Origin of the sequence: Pseudomonas sp. NPDC088414 (genome assembly GCF_044753325.1) — a bacterium.
In the GTDB taxonomy this organism is placed as follows: domain Bacteria; phylum Pseudomonadota; class Gammaproteobacteria; order Pseudomonadales; family Pseudomonadaceae; genus Aquipseudomonas.
In genome coordinates, this window is record NZ_JBIVMY010000003.1 from 84,934 (window position 1) to 103,867 (window position 18,934).

The 18,934-nt window shown below is 59.9% G+C and carries 14 protein-coding genes; 5 read left to right on the forward strand and 9 right to left on the reverse strand.

The genetic code is table 11. From position 1 onward, the window contains the following. The first annotated feature begins 114 nt into the window (after nt 1-114). A complete protein-coding gene (locus tag ACIP8I_RS05375) occupies nt 115-1,437 on the forward strand; it encodes a putative porin (RefSeq protein ID WP_400759299.1) in 1,323 nt (440 codons plus the stop codon). A 169-nt stretch (nt 1,438-1,606) separates the two neighbouring features. Here ACIP8I_RS05375 and ACIP8I_RS05380 read toward each other — a convergent pair whose 3' ends face one another. The 5 genes from ACIP8I_RS05380 to aceK form a co-directional block, all read right to left on the reverse strand. Further along, nucleotides 1,607-1,846 (reverse strand): anti-sigma factor, encoded by a 240-nt coding sequence (locus ACIP8I_RS05380; RefSeq protein ID WP_123586865.1) that lies wholly within the window; start codon nt 1,844-1,846, stop codon nt 1,607-1,609. Beyond that, entirely contained in the window at nt 1,840-2,454 is a 615-nt protein-coding gene (locus tag ACIP8I_RS05385; protein ID WP_400759303.1) for an RNA polymerase sigma factor, read from the reverse strand. The genes ACIP8I_RS05380 and ACIP8I_RS05385 overlap by 7 nt, the downstream gene beginning before the upstream one ends. A gap of 201 nt (nt 2,455-2,655) precedes the next feature. After that, nucleotides 2,656-3,777 (reverse strand): beta-ketoacyl-ACP synthase III, encoded by a 1,122-nt coding sequence (locus ACIP8I_RS05390; RefSeq protein ID WP_007969627.1) that lies wholly within the window; start codon nt 3,775-3,777, stop codon nt 2,656-2,658. A gap of 402 nt (nt 3,778-4,179) precedes the next feature. Continuing rightward, nucleotides 4,180-8,091, reverse strand: a complete 3,912-nt coding sequence (gene hrpA, locus ACIP8I_RS05395; RefSeq protein WP_400759306.1) for an ATP-dependent RNA helicase HrpA — start codon at nt 8,089-8,091, stop codon at nt 4,180-4,182. Between the two features lie 213 nt (nt 8,092-8,304). Continuing rightward, nucleotides 8,305-10,026 (reverse strand): bifunctional isocitrate dehydrogenase kinase/phosphatase, encoded by a 1,722-nt coding sequence (gene aceK, locus ACIP8I_RS05400; RefSeq protein ID WP_400759309.1) that lies wholly within the window; start codon nt 10,024-10,026, stop codon nt 8,305-8,307. Between the two features lie 409 nt (nt 10,027-10,435). On the opposite strand from aceK, the gene ACIP8I_RS05405 reads away from it, so the two are divergent. After that, the gene (locus ACIP8I_RS05405) at nt 10,436-12,061 is read left to right on the forward strand and encodes a methyl-accepting chemotaxis protein (RefSeq protein ID WP_400759312.1); all 1,626 of its coding nucleotides are present in this window, start codon (nt 10,436-10,438) and stop codon (nt 12,059-12,061) included. Nucleotides 12,062-12,146: 85 nt separating this feature from the next. Beyond that, nucleotides 12,147-13,055: a DMT family transporter gene (locus ACIP8I_RS05410; RefSeq protein WP_400759315.1), complete on the forward strand. Its 909-nt coding sequence runs from the start codon at nt 12,147-12,149 to the stop codon at nt 13,053-13,055. A gap of 130 nt (nt 13,056-13,185) precedes the next feature. Here ACIP8I_RS05410 and ACIP8I_RS05415 read toward each other — a convergent pair whose 3' ends face one another. Further along, complete coding sequence (locus ACIP8I_RS05415; protein ID WP_400759318.1) at nt 13,186-14,049, reverse strand: DMT family transporter; 864 nt, start codon at nt 14,047-14,049, stop codon at nt 13,186-13,188. Nucleotides 14,050-14,519: 470 nt separating this feature from the next. Here ACIP8I_RS05415 and ACIP8I_RS05420 point away from each other — a divergent pair, with 470 nt between their 5' ends. Continuing rightward, a complete protein-coding gene (locus ACIP8I_RS05420) occupies nt 14,520-15,044 on the forward strand; it encodes a hypothetical protein (RefSeq protein ID WP_400759321.1) in 525 nt (174 codons plus the stop codon). 260 nt (nt 15,045-15,304) lie between these two features. Here the strand turns inward: ACIP8I_RS05420 and ACIP8I_RS05425 are convergent, their stop codons facing one another. Then, on the reverse strand, nt 15,305-16,243 hold the full coding sequence (locus ACIP8I_RS05425; RefSeq protein WP_367083690.1) for an aspartyl/asparaginyl beta-hydroxylase domain-containing protein: 939 nt from the start codon (nt 16,241-16,243) through the stop codon (nt 15,305-15,307). Nucleotides 16,244-16,427: 184 nt separating this feature from the next. Beyond that, nucleotides 16,428-17,402 (reverse strand): cysteine synthase A, encoded by a 975-nt coding sequence (gene cysK, locus ACIP8I_RS05430; protein ID WP_007969612.1) that lies wholly within the window; start codon nt 17,400-17,402, stop codon nt 16,428-16,430. Nucleotides 17,403-17,529: 127 nt separating this feature from the next. Here cysK and ACIP8I_RS05435 point away from each other — a divergent pair, with 127 nt between their 5' ends. Then, nucleotides 17,530-18,606, forward strand: coding sequence for a DUF748 domain-containing protein (locus ACIP8I_RS05435; protein WP_367083688.1), 1,077 nt, complete (start codon nt 17,530-17,532; stop codon nt 18,604-18,606). On the opposite strand, the gene ACIP8I_RS05440 is transcribed toward ACIP8I_RS05435, so the two are convergent. Beyond that, nucleotides 18,587-18,859, reverse strand: coding sequence for a DUF2442 domain-containing protein (locus ACIP8I_RS05440; protein WP_400759326.1), 273 nt, complete (start codon nt 18,857-18,859; stop codon nt 18,587-18,589). The genes ACIP8I_RS05435 and ACIP8I_RS05440 overlap by 20 nt on opposite strands. Between the last annotated feature and the right edge of the window lie 75 nt (nt 18,860-18,934).

The following is an 18,934-nucleotide window of genomic DNA, read 5'->3' on the forward strand; positions in this document are numbered from 1 at the left end:
GCGATACTCGCTCCTGTTTTTAGAGCGCCGGGTTCTACCCGGACACTGTTTTCCGACGTGCGCGTCGGTGTGCCCCGGATGGTTCTGCCATCCCTCTCATCTTCGGAGATTGCTATGCGTCTTGCTTCCACGAAAACTGCGGCGGCCCTGTGCGGTGGCCTGTTGCTGGCCATGAGCGTTCCGGCCAGTGCTGCAGTCGACGCCAAACTGCTCGACATGCTCAAGGCCAACGGTTCCATTTCCCAGGCGCAGTACATCGAACTGCAAACTGAACTGGCCAAGGATCAGAAGGCTCAGCAAATCGCGCAGCAGGCGCAGCAAGAGACCAACGAGCAGATCGCGGCGACCGCGAAGAAAACCAATGAGCTGAGCTCCTTCGACCAGAAACTCGCCTGGGCCGCCAAGACCCAGTTCAAGGGTGACGTGCGTATTCGTCAGGAGACCGTCAAGATCGACGGCGAATCCAACAACGGTGGCCGTGACAAGGATCGCCAGCGTATCCGCGCACGTCTGGGTGCCTACACCGAGATCAACCCGCAAGTGGACACCGGTATTCGTATCGCTACCGGCGGCGGCGACGATGCCCGTTCGACCAACCAGGACATGGACAACTACTTCGACAAGAAGCAGATCTGGCTCGACCTGGGCTACATCGACTACCACCCGGATGCGATCAAGAACCTGCACGTGATCGGCGGCAAGATGCTGCAACCGTGGGTCAGCATGGGTGACGTGATCTGGGACAGCGACATCAACCCGGAAGGTCTGGCCCTTACCTACAAATACCCACTGGGCAGCAGCGCCGAACTGTTCGGCAGCCTGGGTAACTACACCCTCAAGGACAACGTCGACGGCGAAGGCGTGCAATTTCGCCACGACCTGCGCCTGACCGCTGGCCAGTTGGGCAGCCGTTTTGCGATCACCGACAACCTGAAACTGACCCTGGGCGGCAGCGTCTACGCCTACCAGAACGATGAAGACAGCCGCTGCACCGGGACATCCACACCGTGCGCGCTGTCGGTCAACGGCAACTCGGCCAACAACGAGTTCCGCCTGTACGAAGGTTTCAGCCAGATCGACATCGGCGGTCTGCCGATGCCGCTGTCGTTCTACGGTCAATACGTGAAGAACAACGATGCCGTGACCGACGCCGATACCGCGTGGCTGGTCGGTGCCAAATCGAAAGTCTTCGGTCTGAACCTGGACTACAACTATCGTGACGTACAGCGTGATGCCGTGGTCGGCGCGTTTACCGACTCCGACTTCGCCAACGGTACCACCGGTTCCCGTGGGCACAAGTTCAAGGTCGGTTACGACATCGACAAGAACTTCGCCATCGGCGCCACGTACTTCCTGACCAAGGCCGACTTCTCCAGCCGCACCCAGCGCGACGCAGACACCAACACCCTGCAACTGGATGCGGAAGCCAAGTTCTAAAACGCGTCACCCTCTAGCCTGACGCGGGCGGGACGATCCCCATCATCCGTTCGTGTCGTCCGCGCCGGGCTATTTCTGCAGGAAGCAAAAAAAACCTGTAGGAGCTGCCGCAGGCTGCGATCTTTTGATCTTGTTCTGAGGATCAAAAGATCGCAGCCTTCGGCAGCTCCTACAGGAGATTATCTTTTCGGCGTTGCTCGGCCAGGCGTTCGGCCAACGCGTCAACACCCTCCTGGGGCTTCTCCGGCATCGCCTTCAGCGTGGCCTGCATCAAACGCATCTGACGAATGAAGCGCCGACAGTTGGGGCAGAACATCAGGTGATGGCGCACCAACAGTTTCTCGCGAAAGCTCAACTGGCCATCGAGATAATCGCTGGAGCGCGCTACTTGTTCCTTGCAGGTCAGCATTCGCCGGTCTCCTCAAAATGCTCCACCGTGGCGAAGACTTTCAGCCGCGCCCGATGCAGCAGCACCCGGACATTGGAGAGCGAGATCTCCAGAAGATTACAGATTTCTTCCAGCTCCAGGCCCTGACGCTCGCGCAGCAGCAGAACACTGCTTTGCAGTTCCGACAGGCTGAGCAAGGTGTGCTCCAGGCAATCACGCAATTCGCTTTCGGTGAGCAAGGCTTCCGGGGTGTCCTGATGCCAGGCGAACGGCGCCACCAGCCAATGACCGTCACCGGGCGAAAAGCGATCGTCATCGATGGTGCCGTGGGGTGACGGCAGATCATCCATCAACACTTCGCGACGATTTTGTTTGTAGCGGCTCTTGGCCGAGTTGGCGGTGATGGTCAGCAGCCAGGTCTTGAGACTGGAACGGCCCTCGAAGCTAGCGATATGGCGCACCACAGAGAGCCAGGCGTCCTGCACCACTTCTTCGACATGGCGCTGGCCAACAATCGCGTAAGCCACGGCGCGCATGGCGCTCTGGTAGGTGCTGACCAGTTCCTTGAAAGCCTTTTGCTCACCCGCGAGCAGACGTTCGAGCAGTTGGGTGTCGTCCATTGCGGCCATGCACGCCTCGTTTGCAAATACCGATTAACGTTAACGCACTCGACCCTGTGGCGAGCGAGCTTGCTCGCGCTCGGCTGCGCAGCAGACGCAAAACCGGCGATTGCGGTTCTTCAGCAAGACCGCAATCGCCGGTTTTGGGAGCGCTACGCACTCCAGCGGGAGCAAGCTCCCTCGCCACAAGGGCGATCTTTTCAGGCGCACTCAGCGTTTGCGCAGGATCACGCTGCCGATCGAGTAACCGGCGCCGAACGAGCTCAATACCGCCAGCGAACCACTGGCCAGATCGTCCTGATATTTGTGGAAGGCAATCACCGAGCCCGCCGAGCTGGTGTTGGCGTAGGTGTCGAGGATCACCGGGGCCTCTTCTTCAGTGGCTTCGCGGCCCAGCAGCTTGCGCACGATCAGGTGGTTCATGCTCAGGTTGGCCTGGTGCAGCCAGAAGCGCTTGACGTCGCCGACGTTGAGTTTGTTCTCCTCCAGGTGCTCGCCGATCAGCTCGGCAACCATCGGGCAGACGTCCTTGAACACCTTGCGGCCTTCCTGCACGAACAGCTTGTCGCGGGCACCGATGCCCTCTTCCGCGGCGCGGTTGAGGAAGCCGAAGTTGTTGCGGATGTTGTTGGAGAACTTGGTCAGCAGTTTGGTGCTGACCACGTCGAACTGGTACTTGGACGTCGCCAGGTCAGCGCGTTCGATGATCACCGCCGTCGCCGCGTCACCGAAGATGAAGTGGCTGTCGCGGTCGCGGAAGTTCAGGTGACCGGTGCAGACTTCCGGGTTGACCATCAGGATCGCCCGGGCCTGGCCCAGTTGCACGCTGTTGGCCGCGGCCTGAATGCCGAAGGTCGCCGAGGAGCAGGCGACGTTCATGTCGAAACCGAAACCCTGAATGCCCAGTGCTTCCTGGACTTCGATGGCGATGGCCGGGTAGGCGCGTTGCAGATTGGAGCAGGCAACGATCACGCCGTCGATGTCGGCGGCGGTCTTGCCGGCGCGTTGCAGCGCCTGTTCGGCGGCGCCGATGGCCATCTGGCAGAGTACCGACCATTCGTCGTTGGAACGCTCCGGCAGACGCGGGGCCATGCGTGCAGGATCGAGGATGCCGTCCTTGTCCATGACAAAGCGGCTCTTGATGCCCGAGGCTTTTTCGATGAAGGCGGCACTGGATTCGGTCAGCGCCTGGACTTCACCGCTGGCGATGGCGTCGGCGTTATCGGCGTTGAACTGCGCAACGTAGGTATTGAAAGACTGCACCAGCTCTTCGTTGGAAATGCTGTTGGCCGGGGTGTACAGGCCGGTGCCGCTGATGACGACGTTATGCATGGTCGTTTCTCTAATCTGTTCAGGCAGAAAGCGCTGGCACCGACGTACCAACACACAAAGGGTCTATTCCCGTCCGGGGGACGCTGATCTGGCATCGCTTTATCCGCCACGTGACCCGGCCGAAGGCTCTGGGTCACGAAACCGGCGTTTATGGTCGCGAAGTTTGCCATAAACCCGAGATTTTGGCGCCTTTCTCAAGCACAACCCAAATCCCGATGTGGGGCATATCTCTATCTATGTGGCGAGGGGATTTATCCCCGATCGGCTGCGAAGCAGCCGCCAAACCATCACCCGCATCAAAACTGATGGGCTGAGATGGTCGCTTTTGGGGCGGCTTCGCCACCCATCGGGGATAAATCCCCTCACCACAAATGCCCACAGCTGATCGAGCAGGGTTGGGGATCAGGCCTCGACCTGACTCCACTGCTTGCTCAGCCGTTTGTCCGAGATCGGCACTTTTGTCCCCAATTGCTGGGCGAACAGCGACACCCGGTACTCTTCCAGCCACCAGCGGTACAGCTCAAGCTGCGGATCGCGTTTGCCTTCCTGGGCATGCTTGGCGGCACGGGTCTGGTATTGCACCCAGAGGCCGGCCAGTTCACCGCTCCAGACCCGATCCTTCTGCACCTGCGCGCCGAGTTTCTCGAAACGCTGCTCGACCGCCTTCAGATAGCGCGGCAACTCCTTGAGCCATTGCATCGGCGTTTCCCGGACGAACCCCGGATACACCAGATTGCTGATCTGCTGCTTGATGTCGTTAAGCGCCACAGCCTGCGCCAGATCAATCTTGCCCTTGAAGCGTTTTTGCAGGCCGTGCCACAGCTTGAGAATCTCCAGCGCCAGCCGCGCCACGCGTTCGGCATGCTCGGTCCAGCTGCTGCGTTTGCGTTCGGCCAGTGCGGCAAGCCCGGCGCCGTCGCGGGGCAATGGGTCTTCGCCGTCCAGAATGCAGCTATCGAGGCTGGCCAGCAGAATGTCTTCGACCAGCGCATCCACTCGGCCCAGCTCGCGATACAACAGACCCAACTCGGTGATGCCCGGCAGTTTGCTGCGCAGGAATTTCGCCGGTTCCGCCAATTGCTGCAGCAACAGGCGCTGCAAGGCGCGACGATGCTGGAACTCGGCTTCGGCCGGGGTCGAGAACCGCCCTTCCTTGACCGTGCCACCTTCTTCCACCAGCGCCGGATAGACCGTCATCGACAGCCCGGCAATCTTCTGCTGGGTCTTTTCCGCCACCGGGGCGAAGACCTTGGCCTCCACCGGTTGCTGACTTTTCGCACTCTGCGGCACGGCCAATGCCGCTTGGCTGGCTTCGGCAAAACGCGCGGTCAGCTCGGCCAGATCGCGGCCCTCGCCGAGGAACTTGCCCTGGCCGTCGACAATTTCCAGGTTCATCCGCAGATGGCTTTCAACCTGCTGCGCGGCTTCTGCCCATGCTTCATCGCTGACGCGCGCACCGGTCATGCGCAGCAACTCGCGACCGAGCGCTTGCGGCAGCGAACCTTCGGCGAAGGTCATGCGCTGCAACGCCGCCTTGATGAAGTCCGGCACCGGCACGAAGTTCTTGCGCAGGGCTTTCGGCAGATTGCGCACCAGCGCTATGCACTTGGCCTCGATCAGCCCCGGCACCAGCCATTCCAGGCGTTCCGGCGGCAGCATCGGCAGCAGCGGCGCGGGCACGCGCAGGGTCACGCCGTCGCGCGGGTGATTGGGTTCGAAGTGATAACTGAGCGCCAGTTCCAGATCACCAATGTGCAGCGTGTCCGGGTAATCCCGGGCGGTGACTTCACTGGCCTCGCGAGCCAGTACGTCTTCTTCGCGCATGATCAGCAGTTGCGGGTCTTTCTGACTGTTGACCCGATACCAGCTGTCGAACGTCGCGGTCTGGTGAATCTCCGCCGGCAAGCGCGCATCGTAGAACGCGTACAAGGTTTCTTCGTCAGCGAGAATGTCGCGGCGCCGGGCCTTGGCCTCCAGTTCGTCGAGCTGTTCGAGCAACTGCTTGTTGGCGGTCAGGCATTTGGCCTTCGATTGAATCTCGCCCCGCACCAGCCCTTCACGGATAAACAGCTCCCGCGAAACCACCGGGTCCACCGGGCCGTAATGCACCGGGCGGCGACCGACCACGATCAGCCCGAACAGGGTGATCTGCTCGTAGGCCACAACCTGACCGCGCTTCTTCTCCCAGTGCGGTTCGAAATGGTTTTTCTTGATCAGGTGCCCGGCCAGCGGCTCGATCCAGTCGGCATCGATCTTGGCGACCATGCGCGCGTAGAGCTTGGTGGTTTCCACCAGTTCGGCGGTCATCAGCCACTGCGGACGTTTCTTGCCGATGCCCGACGACGGATGAATCCAGAAGCGCCGCTGACGGGCGCCGAGGTAATCGCCGTCTTCGGTTTTCTGGCCGATCTGGCTGAGCAGGCCGACCAATACCGCTTTGTGCAGTTTCGGATAATCCGCCGGCTCTTTATTGAGGCTCAACTGCATGTCGCGGCAGATCAGGCTCAACTGGCGATGAGAGTCACGCCACTCGCGCAGACGCAGATAATTGAGGAAATTCTTCCGGCACCAGTTACGCAGCGGACTGGCGGTCAGCGCCTGGCGCTGCTCTTCAAAACCACGCCACAGATTGACCAGCCCGGCGAAGTCCGAATCGCTGTCTTTCCATTGTGCGTGGGCCTGATCGGCTGCTTGCTGACGCTCCGGCGGACGCTCGCGCGGGTCCTGAATCGACATGGCGCTGGCGACGATCAGCACTTCCTGCAGGCTGCCGAGTTTTGCCGCTTCCAGCAGCATGCGGCCCATCCGCGGATCCACCGGCAGCCGCGCCAGTTGGCGCCCGAGCGGGGTCAACTGACTATTGCGATCCACCGCCGAGAGTTCTTGCAGCAGGTTGAAACCGTCGCTGATCGCCTTGCCGTCCGGCGGTTCGATGAACGGGAACGCAGTGATTTCGCCGAGGCGCAGGTGCAGCATCTGCAAGATCACGGCGGCAAGGTTGGTGCGCAGAATTTCCGGATCGGTGAATTCCGGGCGACCGAGAAAATCCTCTTCGCTATACAAGCGCACGCAAATCCCCGGCTCGACCCGGCCGCAACGACCTTTACGCTGATTGGCGCTGGCCTGAGAAATCGCTTCGATCGGCAGGCGCTGAACCTTGGCGCGATAGCTGTAGCGACTGATGCGCGCGGTGCCGCTGTCGATCACGTAACGGATGCCCGGCACGGTCAGCGAGGTCTCGGCAACGTTGGTCGCCAGCACCACGCGGCGCCCCGGGTGCGACTGGAAAATCCGCTGCTGTTCGGCCGGCGACAGGCGCGCGTACAGCGGCAGAATCTCGGTGTGTTTGAGCTGGGCCTTGCGCAGCATGTCGGCGGCGTCACGAATCTCGCGCTCGCCGGGCAGGAACACCAGCACATCGCCCGGGCTGCGGCGTTCGCTGCGTTCGTACGCGGCAATTTCATCGAGAGTGGCGAGGATCGCCTGATCCACGGTCAGGTCGTCTTCGACGCGGTTGCCCTCTTCGTCCTGCTCCAGGGTCAGCGGGCGATACCAGGTGTCTACCGGGAAGGTGCGACCGGACACCTCGACAATCGGCGCATCATCGAAATGTTTGGAGAAGCGCTCCAGATCGATGGTCGCCGAGGTGATGATGACTTTCAGATCCGGACGACGCGGCAGCAGGGTTTTCAGGTAACCGAGCAGGAAGTCGATGTTGAGGCTGCGTTCGTGGGCTTCGTCGACGATGATCGTGTCGTAGCGCTCGAGGTAGCGATCGTTCTGGGTTTCCGCCAGCAAAATACCGTCGGTCATCAGCTTGATCAGGGTGTTGGAATCGCTTTGATCCTCGAAGCGCACCTGATAGCCAACCAGCGAACCGAGCGGCGTACCGAGTTCTTCGGCGACCCGGCTGGCGACACTGCGCGCAGCGATTCGGCGCGGCTGAGTGTGGCCGATCAGACCATGCTGGCCGCGACCGATTTCCAGGCAGATTTTCGGCAACTGGGTGGTTTTACCCGAGCCGGTTTCGCCGGCGATGATCAAGACCTGATGCTTCTCCAGCGCGGCCTTGATTTCGTCGCGCTTGGCGGCGATCGGCAGGCTGTCGTCGTAACGAATCACCGGCAGGCTGGCACGGCGCGCCAGCACCTGATCACAGGACGCCTGCATGCGCGCCACCCACTGGGCCAGTTTGGCCTCGTCGGGTTTCTTGCGCAGCTCAAGCAACTGCCGCCGCAGCCGGTGACGGTCGGCGAGCATGGCGTGATCGAGGTTTTTCAGCAGTTTGTCGATGGAGGGCGATTCGTCGGTCATCGGGTACGCAATTCGGTCGTCTGTTTATGCAGGGGGGCGATTGTCGCAGATTTGCCTCCTACTGTGGCGAGGGAGCTTGCTCCCGCTCGGTTGCGCAGCAATCGTAATCCGGTTGTCGGGAGGTCACTGTCAGGACGCGGCGGATGGTTTCGGGGCCGCTTCGCAGCCCAGCGGGAGCAAGCTCCCTCGCCACAAATTCGTCATGCTCCGGGATTATTCGTTATCCAGTTCTTTACGCCGATAAGGAAAAACATCGATGACCTTGCCGGCGCGAATCGCCTCCTGCAAACCCTTCCAGTAATCGGCGTTGTACAGCTCGCCATGCAGTTGATCGAACAGTTTGCGCTGCCCGGCATCGGCGAACAGGAACGGCGGAAACTCTTCGGGGAACACATCCAGCGGCCCGATCGAGTACCACGGCTCGGAGGCCATTTCGTCCTCGGGCGTACGCGGCGCGGGGATGTGGCGGAAGTTGGCTTCGGTCAGGAAGCAGATCTCGTCGTAGTCGTAGAACACCACCCGACCATGACGGGTGACGCCAAAGTTCTTCAGCAGCATGTCACCGGGAAAGATGTTGGCCGCCGCCAGTTGCTTGATCGCCAGACCGTAATCTTCCAGCGCTTCGCGCACCTGAGCTTCGTTGGCGTTGTCCAGATAGAGGTTGAGCGGGGTCATGCGGCGCTCGGTCCAGCAGTGGCGGATCAGCACCGTGTCACCTTCGACCGAAACCGTCGACGGCGCGACTTCCAGCAACTCTTCAAGACACGCCGGATCGAACTTGCTCAGGGGAAAGCGGAAGTCGGCGAACTCCTGGGTATCGGCCATGCGCCCGACGCGGTCGACACTTTTCACCAGACGATATTTTTCGATCACCGTCGCCCGGTCGACGTTTTTCGACGGCGAGAAACGGTCCTTGATGATTTTGAACACGGTGTTGAAGCCCGGCAGGGTAAACACACTCATGACCATGCCGCGCACGCCCGGGGCCATGATGAACTGGTCGTCGGTGTTGGCCAGATGATTGATCAGCGCCCGGTAGAACTCGGATTTGCCGTGCTTGTAGAAACCGATCGAGGTGTACAGCTCGGCGATGTGTTTGCCCGGCAGGATGCGCCGCAGGAAGCCGATGAACTCTGCCGGCACCGGCACATCGACCATGAAATACGAACGGGTGAAAGAGAAAATGATCGACACGTCGGCTTCGTCGGTGATCAGCGCGTCGATCTGAATTCCGCGGCCTTCGCGGTGCAGCAATGGAATCACCAGCGGCCACTGCTCGTCACGGGTGTAGATGCGCCCGACCAGATACGCGCCCTTGTTGCGGTACAGCACCGAGGAAAACAACTCGACGCTCAGCTCCGGGTCTTTGCACACCCAGTCCGGCAGGTTCTCGCGCAGTTGCGACTCGAGGCGCTGCAGGTCGCCCGGCAAATCGGCGTAGTCCTCGCTGAAGCGATAGTCGGCAAAGATGCTCGCGAGCATCGATGACAACTGCCCTTGCGGCTTGTAGGTGCGGGTTTGCGCAGCCCGGGCGCGGCGCAGGCTTGGCCGGGTGGTGTGGATGAACATGCAGCCATCGCTGATCAGGTCATGGCTGAACAGCCCGCAGAAGATCGAGTTGTACCAGGTCTCGGACAGCTCATCGTCGAAGCGCAGGTCGATCACGCTGATGTAGGCGCTTTTCACCAACGGCCAGCTACTGACATTCATCAGCGTCTCATCGTCGAAGTACTCGCGCAGGCGGGCGATGGTTTCGCCGACCTTTTCTTCGTAAAGATTGATCCGCGCCGCCGACGCGGTCTGCGTCTCCTGCCAGCGCGCCTGCTCGAAGCGCTCGCGCGCACCGTCGGTGATCCGCCGGAAGTGCTCGCGGTAATCGTCAAAGCCATCGAGGATCATGCGGGCGATGTCGGTGGCTGGCCATTGCTGCGGCATAGAGGAGACCTCGGCGTGCAAGTGGAAATCTGTGCCTGAGCTTAGCCACGGATGCGTGCGCAGGAGAAGTGCAATTTTTGCCAAAAGCGCGGCAGGGTTGTACAGCGACACAGTTTTTATCAAAGTTTTTTGAGTCGACCGTTCGGTCAATTAACCGCCCTCTCAGTCTCGTCTGCCGCCCCGCGCAAGCCCGCGAATTCCCTGGGATTCGGATCCAATCCCTGCCCCACCGCTCTGGCTCGCGGTTTTACCGCTGCGTTCCCGCCTGTCGATGAAAGAGAAGAACTGCTCACAGATTGGTCTTACCAAAATAGTGGCACTTTGATATACAGCCCGCCAGTACCCGCCTCACAACAAGATCCTCGGCCCACGAGGACGACCTCTTCCTCATAGATCAAGGAGCACATTGATGTCTATCCGCAATCTGCGCATCGGTTTGCGCGCCAGTTTGAGTTTTGCCGTATTGGCCGCCCTGCTGGTGGTGGTCGGCCTGTTCGGCCTGGGCCAGATGAAAAATCTGCGTGAGAGCGCAACGGTGATCGAGGAATCGTGGATGCCCAGCATCGAGAGCATTCACGATGCGGCGGCGAACATCGCCAACATCCGCCTCGAATCCCTGCGCCTGATCACCAGCACCCAGCCGGCGGTACGCGACACAAGCAAAGGCATCATCAAGGTGCAGCGCGAAGAATTGTCGAAGCGCCTGAAGGACCACACCGCTCTGCTGGCCAGCGATGCGGAACGGGCGATGCTCGACGGTTTGAATAGCGACGTCGCCAAGTACATGAGCATCCTGGACCAGATCATCGCTCAGATCGACGCCGGGCAAAGTGAACAGGCCTATGCCCGTCTGAACAATGAACTGGCGCCACAGGGCCGGATCCTCGACAAGGCGCTGGAGCAGATGATCAGCTTCAACCAGCAAGGCGCCGACAGCGCCGCCGAGGCTGCTGCCGGGGTTTATCAGCAGGCGCTGTGGATTGTCGCGACGATCATCGTGGTCGCCCTGATCGCTACCCTGCTGCTGGCCTGGCTGCTGACCCGCAGCATCACCGCACCGATCAATCAGGCCCTGTCCGTCGCGCAAAAAATTGCCGCCGGCGACCTCAGCGGCCAGATTGCCGATCATGGTCGCGATGAGGCGGCGCAGTTGCTCAGCGCCCTCGCCGAGATGCAGAACAACCTGCGCTCGACCATCCGTGGCATCAGCGAATCGGCGCAGCAACTGGCCTCGGCCGCCGAAGAAATGAGCTCGGTGATGGAGCAAAGCACCCGTGGCCTGCAACAGCAGAACGATCAGATCGAACAGGCCGCCACCGCCGTCACCGAGATGAGCACGGCGGTGGATGAAGTTGCGGCCAATGCAGTGTCCAGCGCCGAGGCCTCCGAGGCCTCGAACGAGGACAGCAAACATGGGCATGTGCAGGTCAGCGAGACCATCAGCTCGATTCAGGAACTGGTCAGCGCAGTGCTGGGTGCGTCGGAACAGGCCGAAGGCCTCGCCACTCAGGCTCAGGACATCAGCAAGGTGCTGGAGGTGATTCGCGGCATCGCCGGGCAAACCAACCTGCTGGCGCTCAATGCCGCCATCGAAGCGGCGCGTGCCGGTGAGGCCGGACGCGGCTTTGCAGTGGTCGCCGATGAAGTGCGCTCGCTGGCGCTACGTACGCAGAACTCCACCGAAGAAATCGAGCTAATGATCAGCAGCATCCAGCAAGGCACCGGTGCCACCGTCGGTGCGCTGCAAAGCAGTGCCGAGCAGGCCAGCCACACGGTGCGTCGGGCCAACAGTGCCGGTCAGGCGCTGGAGAAAATCACCGCGTCGATTGCGCAGATCAACCAGCGCAACCTGGTGATCGCCAGTGCTGCCGAACAACAGGCACTGGTGGCGCGTGAGGTTGACCAGAATCTGGTGACCATTCGTGACCTCTCGACCCAGACTGCCGCCGGCGCTACCCAAACGTCCGCTGCCAGTCAGGAACTGTCGCGCCTGGCGATCGACCTCAACGGCCTGGTCACGCGCTTCGTGCTCTGAATGAAAAATTAAATGCCCGATTGACGGTTGCCATCGACGGGGCGCTCGGCAACACTCTCGTCCCGATCAAGGAAGGAGTGCCATCGTGAGCGCTGTCGATATTTTCCGCATGCTGTCGCTGGCAGCCATCTGGGGCGCGAGCTTTCTGTTCATGCGCATTATTGCGCCAGTGATCGGCACCATTCCGACCGCGTTCTTTCGCGTATCGATTGCGGCCGTCGGTCTGCTGGTGATTCTCGGGCTGATGCGCATCAGCTGGGATTTCAAGGGCAAGCTGAAGACCGTGATGTTGCTCGGGGTGATCAACTCGGGGATCCCGGCGACGCTGTATTCGGTGGCGGCGCAAGTGCTGCCGGCCGGTTACTCGGCGATCTTCAACGCCACTACGCCGCTGATGGGCGTGTTGATTGGCGGGCTGTTTTTCAGTGAAAAACTCACTGCCGCGAAACTGACGGGTGTGTTTCTCGGCCTGTTCGGTGTCGGCGTGCTGACGCGCGCAGGTCCGGTCGCGTTCGATCTGCAGTTGCTGATGGGCGCCCTCGCCTGCCTGCTCGCCACCACTTGCTACGGTTTCGCCGGATTCCTCACGCGGCGCTGGCTGGACCATAGCGGCGGGCTCGACAGTCGCCTTTCGGCGGTGGGCAGCATGCTCGGCGCCTCGCTGTTTCTGTTGCCCCTGTTCGGCTACAACGTGATCACCGCGCCACCGGCAAGCTGGGGCGGCTGGAATGTCTGGCTGTCACTGCTGGGCCTGGGCCTGGGCTGCACGGCGTTCGCCTACATCATCTATTTCCGCCTGCTCAGCTCCATCGGCCCGGTCAAATCGATGACCGTGACCTTCATGATTCCGGCGTTCGGCGTGTTGTGGGGCGCGTTGCTGCTGGATGAGCCGTTGTCGATGGCGCACCTGTATGGCGGGGTGTTGATTGCGCTGGCGCTGTGGCTGGTGTTGAAGCCGGCGGTGGTGAAGCCTGCTGCCGCAACAGTCCGCTGATTTTGCGGCGTTAACAAGTCAGCCTTCGCGAGCAAGCCCGCTCCCACACTGGATCTGGGCAACAGCATAAATCCCTGTGGGAGTGAGCCTGCTCGCGATGGCGGCCGAACAGCCGCCATCGGTTTACAGATCAGCTGGATTTACGGAACACAAACGCCAGCCCAACAATGATCAACAGCATCCCCAGCACACTCAACGCCGCCAGACGATTGCCGAAAATCAGGTAATCCATCACCGCCGTCACCGCCGGCACCAGATAGAACAGACTGGTGACATTCACCAGATTGCCCCGGGCGATCAGGCGGTACAGCAATAACGTCGCCAGTACCGACACCACCAGCCCCATCCACAACACCGGCACGATGAAACCTGCGCTGTGTTCAAAGTGGAACGGCTGAAACGGCACGAACATCGCGCACAACAGCAGCCCGGCCAGGTACTGCACCGGCAGCGTGCCGAGGGGATTGTCGGTGATGCGTTTCTGCATGATCGCCCCCAGAGTCATGCTCGCCAGCGCCAGCAGGCCGAACAGCATGCCCGCCCAGGACATCCCGGCCAGACCGATCCCCTGGTAAACCACCATGATCAGCCCGGCCAGCCCCAGCGCCAGGCCGAACATCCGGGTCGCCGAGCGCTGGCGCTCCATCAGCACCACGGTGAGGATCGGCTGTACGCCCATGATGGTCGCCATCACCCCCGGCGTGACTCTGGTGTTGAGGGCCAGCAGATAGAAAATCTGATACGCCCCCAACAACACCACGCCCGTTGCAATCGCAAACAGCATCGGCCTGCCGCCCTTGGGCAACTTCAACTTGAGCAACGGCGCCAACAGCAGCAACCCACACAGCGCAATCACAAAGCGAATCAGCAGAAAGGCAAAGGGCGAAGCGTGGGCCAACCCCCATTTGGAGAAGATCGCCCCGCTGCTCCACAGCAGAACGAACAGGCTCGTGGACGTCGCCGCGAGCGCGGACTTTTTCGAAAGGACAAACATGAATACCACCTGTAGTCAGGCAAATAGCCAACTCAGCCGTAGCTGAAATTCAGTAGTTGTTCTGGCGGGCGCAGGGGTCAGCAGAGAATGCCGATCAGCCCGAAACGCCAACGCCCGGCGGTGATACGACTGCGCACACCGACGTGCTACTGACAGGTGGAGGGTAATGACTGATCTGCCCGGGCTGCTGATTCCCGCACGGGACGACGCCAGCGTTGACCGCTGAATCGACTACCGCGTTGATGAGGAATGCAGGCATTGGGCTGATCTTTTTTGAAGGGTTTGGAACGTGAATCAGCTGATTCACGAGCGCCGACTATAACCAGCGCGGGACATGGATTGCAACGATTTGGACAAAGGGCCAGCAGGGACAGCTCAATGGCAGGCGCATAGGCTGATGAGCAACGGATAGGCCCACTGATGGGGAGACAGGGAATGCTCGGGATCACATGCCAAGGGAACGGACGAATTTGCGGTATCAGTTGTATCGGTCAGAGGCGAGGAAGCAGGCAGCTTTCGTTACTCTTCAACTACAGCTTCAGTTGGAACACCATGGTCCGACTGCCATCGATTTGTCGAAAGTACGTTTCGAACCTATCGACCAACAAGCACTACAGGCATCAACTCTCTGGAGAGACCAGCACTTTTGCTGGAATGAGGTCATTGAGTGGAAAGGTCGAGAGCCCTTATCTCTGGACATCGCTATCTGGTTTGGAGAGGAACTTTGCGGGCTGTGTTTCGCAAATCCAAATGCCAGCAAAAACAGAATACGAATTGTGCGTCTGGAGGGACGCCCCTATGAGTTCCATCCGTTAAAAAGACGTATCGGGGCGCTGGCGATGATTGTGATTGAACAATACGCCCAACTCATTGGCAGCAAGGTTCTCGAGATCCAAGAACCTTTGAAGGGCGCGATTTCCCACTATCAAGAGCTTGGCTTCGACTTCGACGCTGGTGGCCGCCTTGTCAAAACCCTGGAGAACCTAGTATCGTGAAAACTGTTCAATTAACGATCAACACTGGTGGAGAAATGAGCAAATCAACAAAAAAGCCTTCCTCCAGAAAAGACATACTTCCTCTCGGCAAAAAATCCGGCGAGATAACCCTTACTGCGAGTCAGAGGCGTCTGCTGCAGTTACTGATAACGGGCACTGAAAGCGAAGAGCCGAATGTACTCGCCGCTGGCCGACTATAGACTTATCAGCAAACAAAAAACCGCTCACAAGGAGCGGTTTTTTTATTTCAACATCCGGCCTCAACCAAACAGCCAATACCCCAGCAGCGTCAGCACCACCACCGCCAGCACCGGGCGCAGGACGCGGTAAGCCTTGGGATTGCGGCGCTTCCACTGTTTGACCACGCCGCTGAACCGGTCGCTGAAGTTCTTGCTCCAGGCGTAGGCCTGGTTGATGCCGCCGACACGTTCGTCGTCAAGGTTCTGCGGCGCAGTGGCGCGTCCCAGCCAGGCACTGATGGCGCGGTTGATGCGGGTCATCAGACGGTTGCTCAGCGGGCGTTCGACATCGCAGAACAGGATGACGCGGGTTTGTTCGGTTTCGTTCTTGACCCAGTGCACGTAGGTCTCGTCGAACATCACATCCTCACCGTCGCGCCAAGCGTAGACCTGACCGTCGACGAAGATCCGGCAATCGTCGGAATTCGGTGTCGACAGGCCCAGGTGATAACGCAACGAGCCGGCAAAGGGATCACGGTGCGGGTTCAGATGGCTGCCACCTGGCAACAGCGCGAACATTGCGCCTTTGACGTTAGGGATCGCACTGACCAGCGCCACGGTCTTCGGGCACAGGGTTTCGGCCGACGGCAGCGGTTTGTCGTACCACTTGAGGTAGAAACGCTTCCAGCCTTTCTTGAAGAACGAGCCGAAACCAGCGTCATTGTTCTTTTCGGCGGCGCGGATATAACCCTCGTCGAACAGATGCATGGCCTCGTCGCGAATGGTTTCCCAGTTATCACGCAGCACATCCAGTTCCGGAAACTTGCTGCGATCCAGATACGGCTTGGACGGCACACCGGAGAACAGGTACATCAGCGCGTTATACGGAGCGAACAGCGCCGAGTGGTTGACGAACTGACGCAGGACCGGCAAACGCGCCTTGCCGCGCAAATGCACATAGAGGATGCTGCCCACAAATAGCAGCAACACCAACACCTTGGCGGCTAACGAAAAGGTCATCAACGACTCCTTGAATAAAGACAACGCTGCGCAATGCCCGTTACCCGGCATGGCAGCCGGCCATGATAAACACTACCGGCCTCGGGAAAAACCCGCCCAACCCAAGATTCAGTGTTAAGAATTGCGCAACAAAGCATTTATTAGCATAACGATCCTGAACCCCGGCTGATCTGAGTCAATTCGACTACTGCTGATTCTCCTGTTCGGTGAACAGATCGCTGAACAACATGCTCGACAAATAGCGCTCACCGGAGTCCGGCAGAATCACCACGATGGTCTTGCCCTGCATTTCCGGCTTCTCGGCCAGGCGCACCGCTACGGCCATGGCCGCGCCGCACGAGATACCGCACAAAATCCCTTCTTCCTGCATCAGGCGCAGCGCCATGGCCTTGGACTCGTCATCGGTGACCTGTTCCACGCGATCGACCATCGACAAATCGAGGTTCTTCGGCACGAAACCGGCGCCAATCCCCTGAATCTTGTGTGGGCTCGGCTTGATCTCTTCACCCGCCAGCGCCTGGCTGATCACCGGCGAAGACACCGGCTCCACCGCCACCGACAGGATCGGTTTGCCCTGGGTGTTCTTGATATAGCGCGACACGCCGGTGATGGTGCCACCCGTCCCGACGCCGGCCACCAGCACATCCACCGCACCATCGGTGTCGTTCCAGATTTCCGGACCGGTGGTTTTTTCATGAATCGCCGGGTTGGCCGGATTGTCGAACTGCGACGGCATAAAGTATTTGTCGGCGTCGCTGGCAACAATTTCGGCGGCCTTCTCGATCGCGCCTTTCATGCCCTTGGCCGGTTCGGTCAGAACCAGCTCTGCGCCCAGCGCCTTCAGTACCTTGCGCCGTTCGATACTCATCGAAGCCGGCATGGTCAGCATCAATTTATAACCGCGAGCTGCCGCAACAAAAGCCAGGCCAATACCGGTATTGCCGGAGGTAGGCTCGACGATGGTCATGCCCGGTTTGAGTTTGCCGCTGCTTTCGGCGTCCCAGATCATGTTCGCGCCGATCCGGCACTTGACCGAATAACCGGGGTTGCGCCCCTCGATCTTGGCCAGGATGGTCACGCCACGCGGCGCGATGCGGTTGATCTGCACCAGCGGCGTGTTGCCGATGGAATGGGCGTTGTCAGCAAAAATACGGCTCATGGCTGGGTCCTTATGCAGCATTGAATTCAGCGTTCCAAGGTATGCCTGTTGCCGGGCGCAGTCCAGTCGGGTCGAACGTCTGCGCCGCGCCACAGTCAATCGCTTACATCGTCAGGGAATTTTTGCCATGAAGCGTCGCTATAGCTGGCCAATAGGGATCTTTGTCGTCGTCGTTGTGCTGCTGATCGCCCTGCACATTGCCCTGCCCTACGTGGTGCGCGATTACCTGAACGGCAAACTGGCCGACATGGGTGATTACCGCGGCCAGATCACCGATGTCGATCTGGCCTTGTGGCGCGGCGCCTACAAGATCAACGGGCTGAAAATCGTCAAGGTCGACGGCAAGGTGCCGGTGCCGTTCGTCAACGCACCCGTGATCGATCTGGCGGTCAGTTGGCACTCGCTGTGGTACGACCATGCCGTGGTGGCACAGGTGCAGTTCTTCAATCCCGAGATCAACTTCGTCGACGGCGGAGCCAACAAGCAGAATTCCCAGACCGGTAAAGGCACCGACTGGCGGGCGCAACTGGGCAAGTTGCTGCCGATCACCCTCGACGAGGTGCAGATCCATGACGGCAAGATCAGTTTCCGCAATTTCAACTCCAAGCCGCCGGTCAACATGAACGCCACCAACGTCGAGGCCAGCATCTACAACCTGACTAACGTGGTCGACAAACAGGGCAAGCGCGATGCCCGTTTCGAAGGCAAGGCCAAGCTGCTCGGCCACGCACCGTTGGAAACCACGGCCACTTTCGATCCGCTGAGCAATTTCGAGGACTTCCAGTTCCGCCTGCGCGCCCGCGACATCGAACTCAAGAGCATGAACGACTTCGCCTCGGCCTACGGCAAGTTCGACTTCAACGCCGGGCATGGTGACGTCGTGATCGAAGCCCAGGCGAAAAAAGCCCAGGTCAGCGGCTACATCAAACCGCTTTTGCGCGATGTCGAGGTGTTCAACTGGCAGCAGGACGTGGAGAACAAGGACAAGAGCATCTTCCGCTCCGTCTGGGAGGCCATCGTCGGCGGCACGGAAACCGTGCTGAAGAACCAGGCCAAAAACCAGTTCGCCACCAAGGTCGAACTCAGCGGCAACGTGCATCAGCAAAACATCAGCGCATTCGAAGCGTTTTTGCAGATTTTGCGCAATGGCTTCATTCAAGCCTTTAATGCGCGGTATGAAAGACCTAAGCCGGATGCGGGCTAGAGCGCTGCGCCAGCATTTCCAAATAGAGTGTATCAGCGCCGATCTGAATATCCGGTTCCGGCCATTCCACACACCAGCCATGATCACCCAGGATCACAGTGGCGAATATCTCAGGGTCCAGCAACGGCTGGAGCCCTGGAGCGTCTTGAAGATCCTGACTCAAATCGACCACCCATCGCTGATCATCGATAAAGGTCAGTTCCAGACAAAAACCAGACCAGACACGAGCCGCCGACAAGCGGGGGCGTTTCATCCGTAACATCAGTGCAAGTCCTCCATCAGATGATGGTGCTGCTACGCAGCCCGGCGGGAGCAAGCTCCCTCGCCA

Excerpts from the sequence above, each read along its gene's own strand:
- ACIP8I_RS05375 (WP_400759299.1), top strand. The coding sequence starts at position 115 with ATGCGTCTTGCTTCCACGAAAACTGCGGCGGCCCTGTGCGGTGGCCTG.
- ACIP8I_RS05380 (WP_123586865.1), bottom strand. The coding sequence starts at position 1,846 with ATGCTGACCTGCAAGGAACAAGTAGCGCGCTCCAGCGATTATCTCGAT.
- ACIP8I_RS05385 (WP_400759303.1), bottom strand. The coding sequence starts at position 2,454 with ATGGCCGCAATGGACGACACCCAACTGCTCGAACGTCTGCTCGCGGGT.
- ACIP8I_RS05390 (WP_007969627.1), bottom strand. The coding sequence starts at position 3,777 with ATGCATAACGTCGTCATCAGCGGCACCGGCCTGTACACCCCGGCCAAC.
- hrpA (WP_400759306.1), bottom strand. The coding sequence starts at position 8,091 with ATGACCGACGAATCGCCCTCCATCGACAAACTGCTGAAAAACCTCGAT.
- aceK (WP_400759309.1), bottom strand. The coding sequence starts at position 10,026 with ATGCCGCAGCAATGGCCAGCCACCGACATCGCCCGCATGATCCTCGAT.
- ACIP8I_RS05405 (WP_400759312.1), top strand. The coding sequence starts at position 10,436 with ATGTCTATCCGCAATCTGCGCATCGGTTTGCGCGCCAGTTTGAGTTTT.
- ACIP8I_RS05415 (WP_400759318.1), bottom strand. The coding sequence starts at position 14,049 with ATGTTTGTCCTTTCGAAAAAGTCCGCGCTCGCGGCGACGTCCACGAGC.
- ACIP8I_RS05425 (WP_367083690.1), bottom strand. The coding sequence starts at position 16,243 with ATGACCTTTTCGTTAGCCGCCAAGGTGTTGGTGTTGCTGCTATTTGTG.
- cysK (WP_007969612.1), bottom strand. The coding sequence starts at position 17,402 with ATGAGCCGTATTTTTGCTGACAACGCCCATTCCATCGGCAACACGCCG.
- ACIP8I_RS05435 (WP_367083688.1), top strand. The coding sequence starts at position 17,530 with ATGAAGCGTCGCTATAGCTGGCCAATAGGGATCTTTGTCGTCGTCGTT.
- ACIP8I_RS05440 (WP_400759326.1), bottom strand. The coding sequence starts at position 18,859 with ATGAAACGCCCCCGCTTGTCGGCGGCTCGTGTCTGGTCTGGTTTTTGT.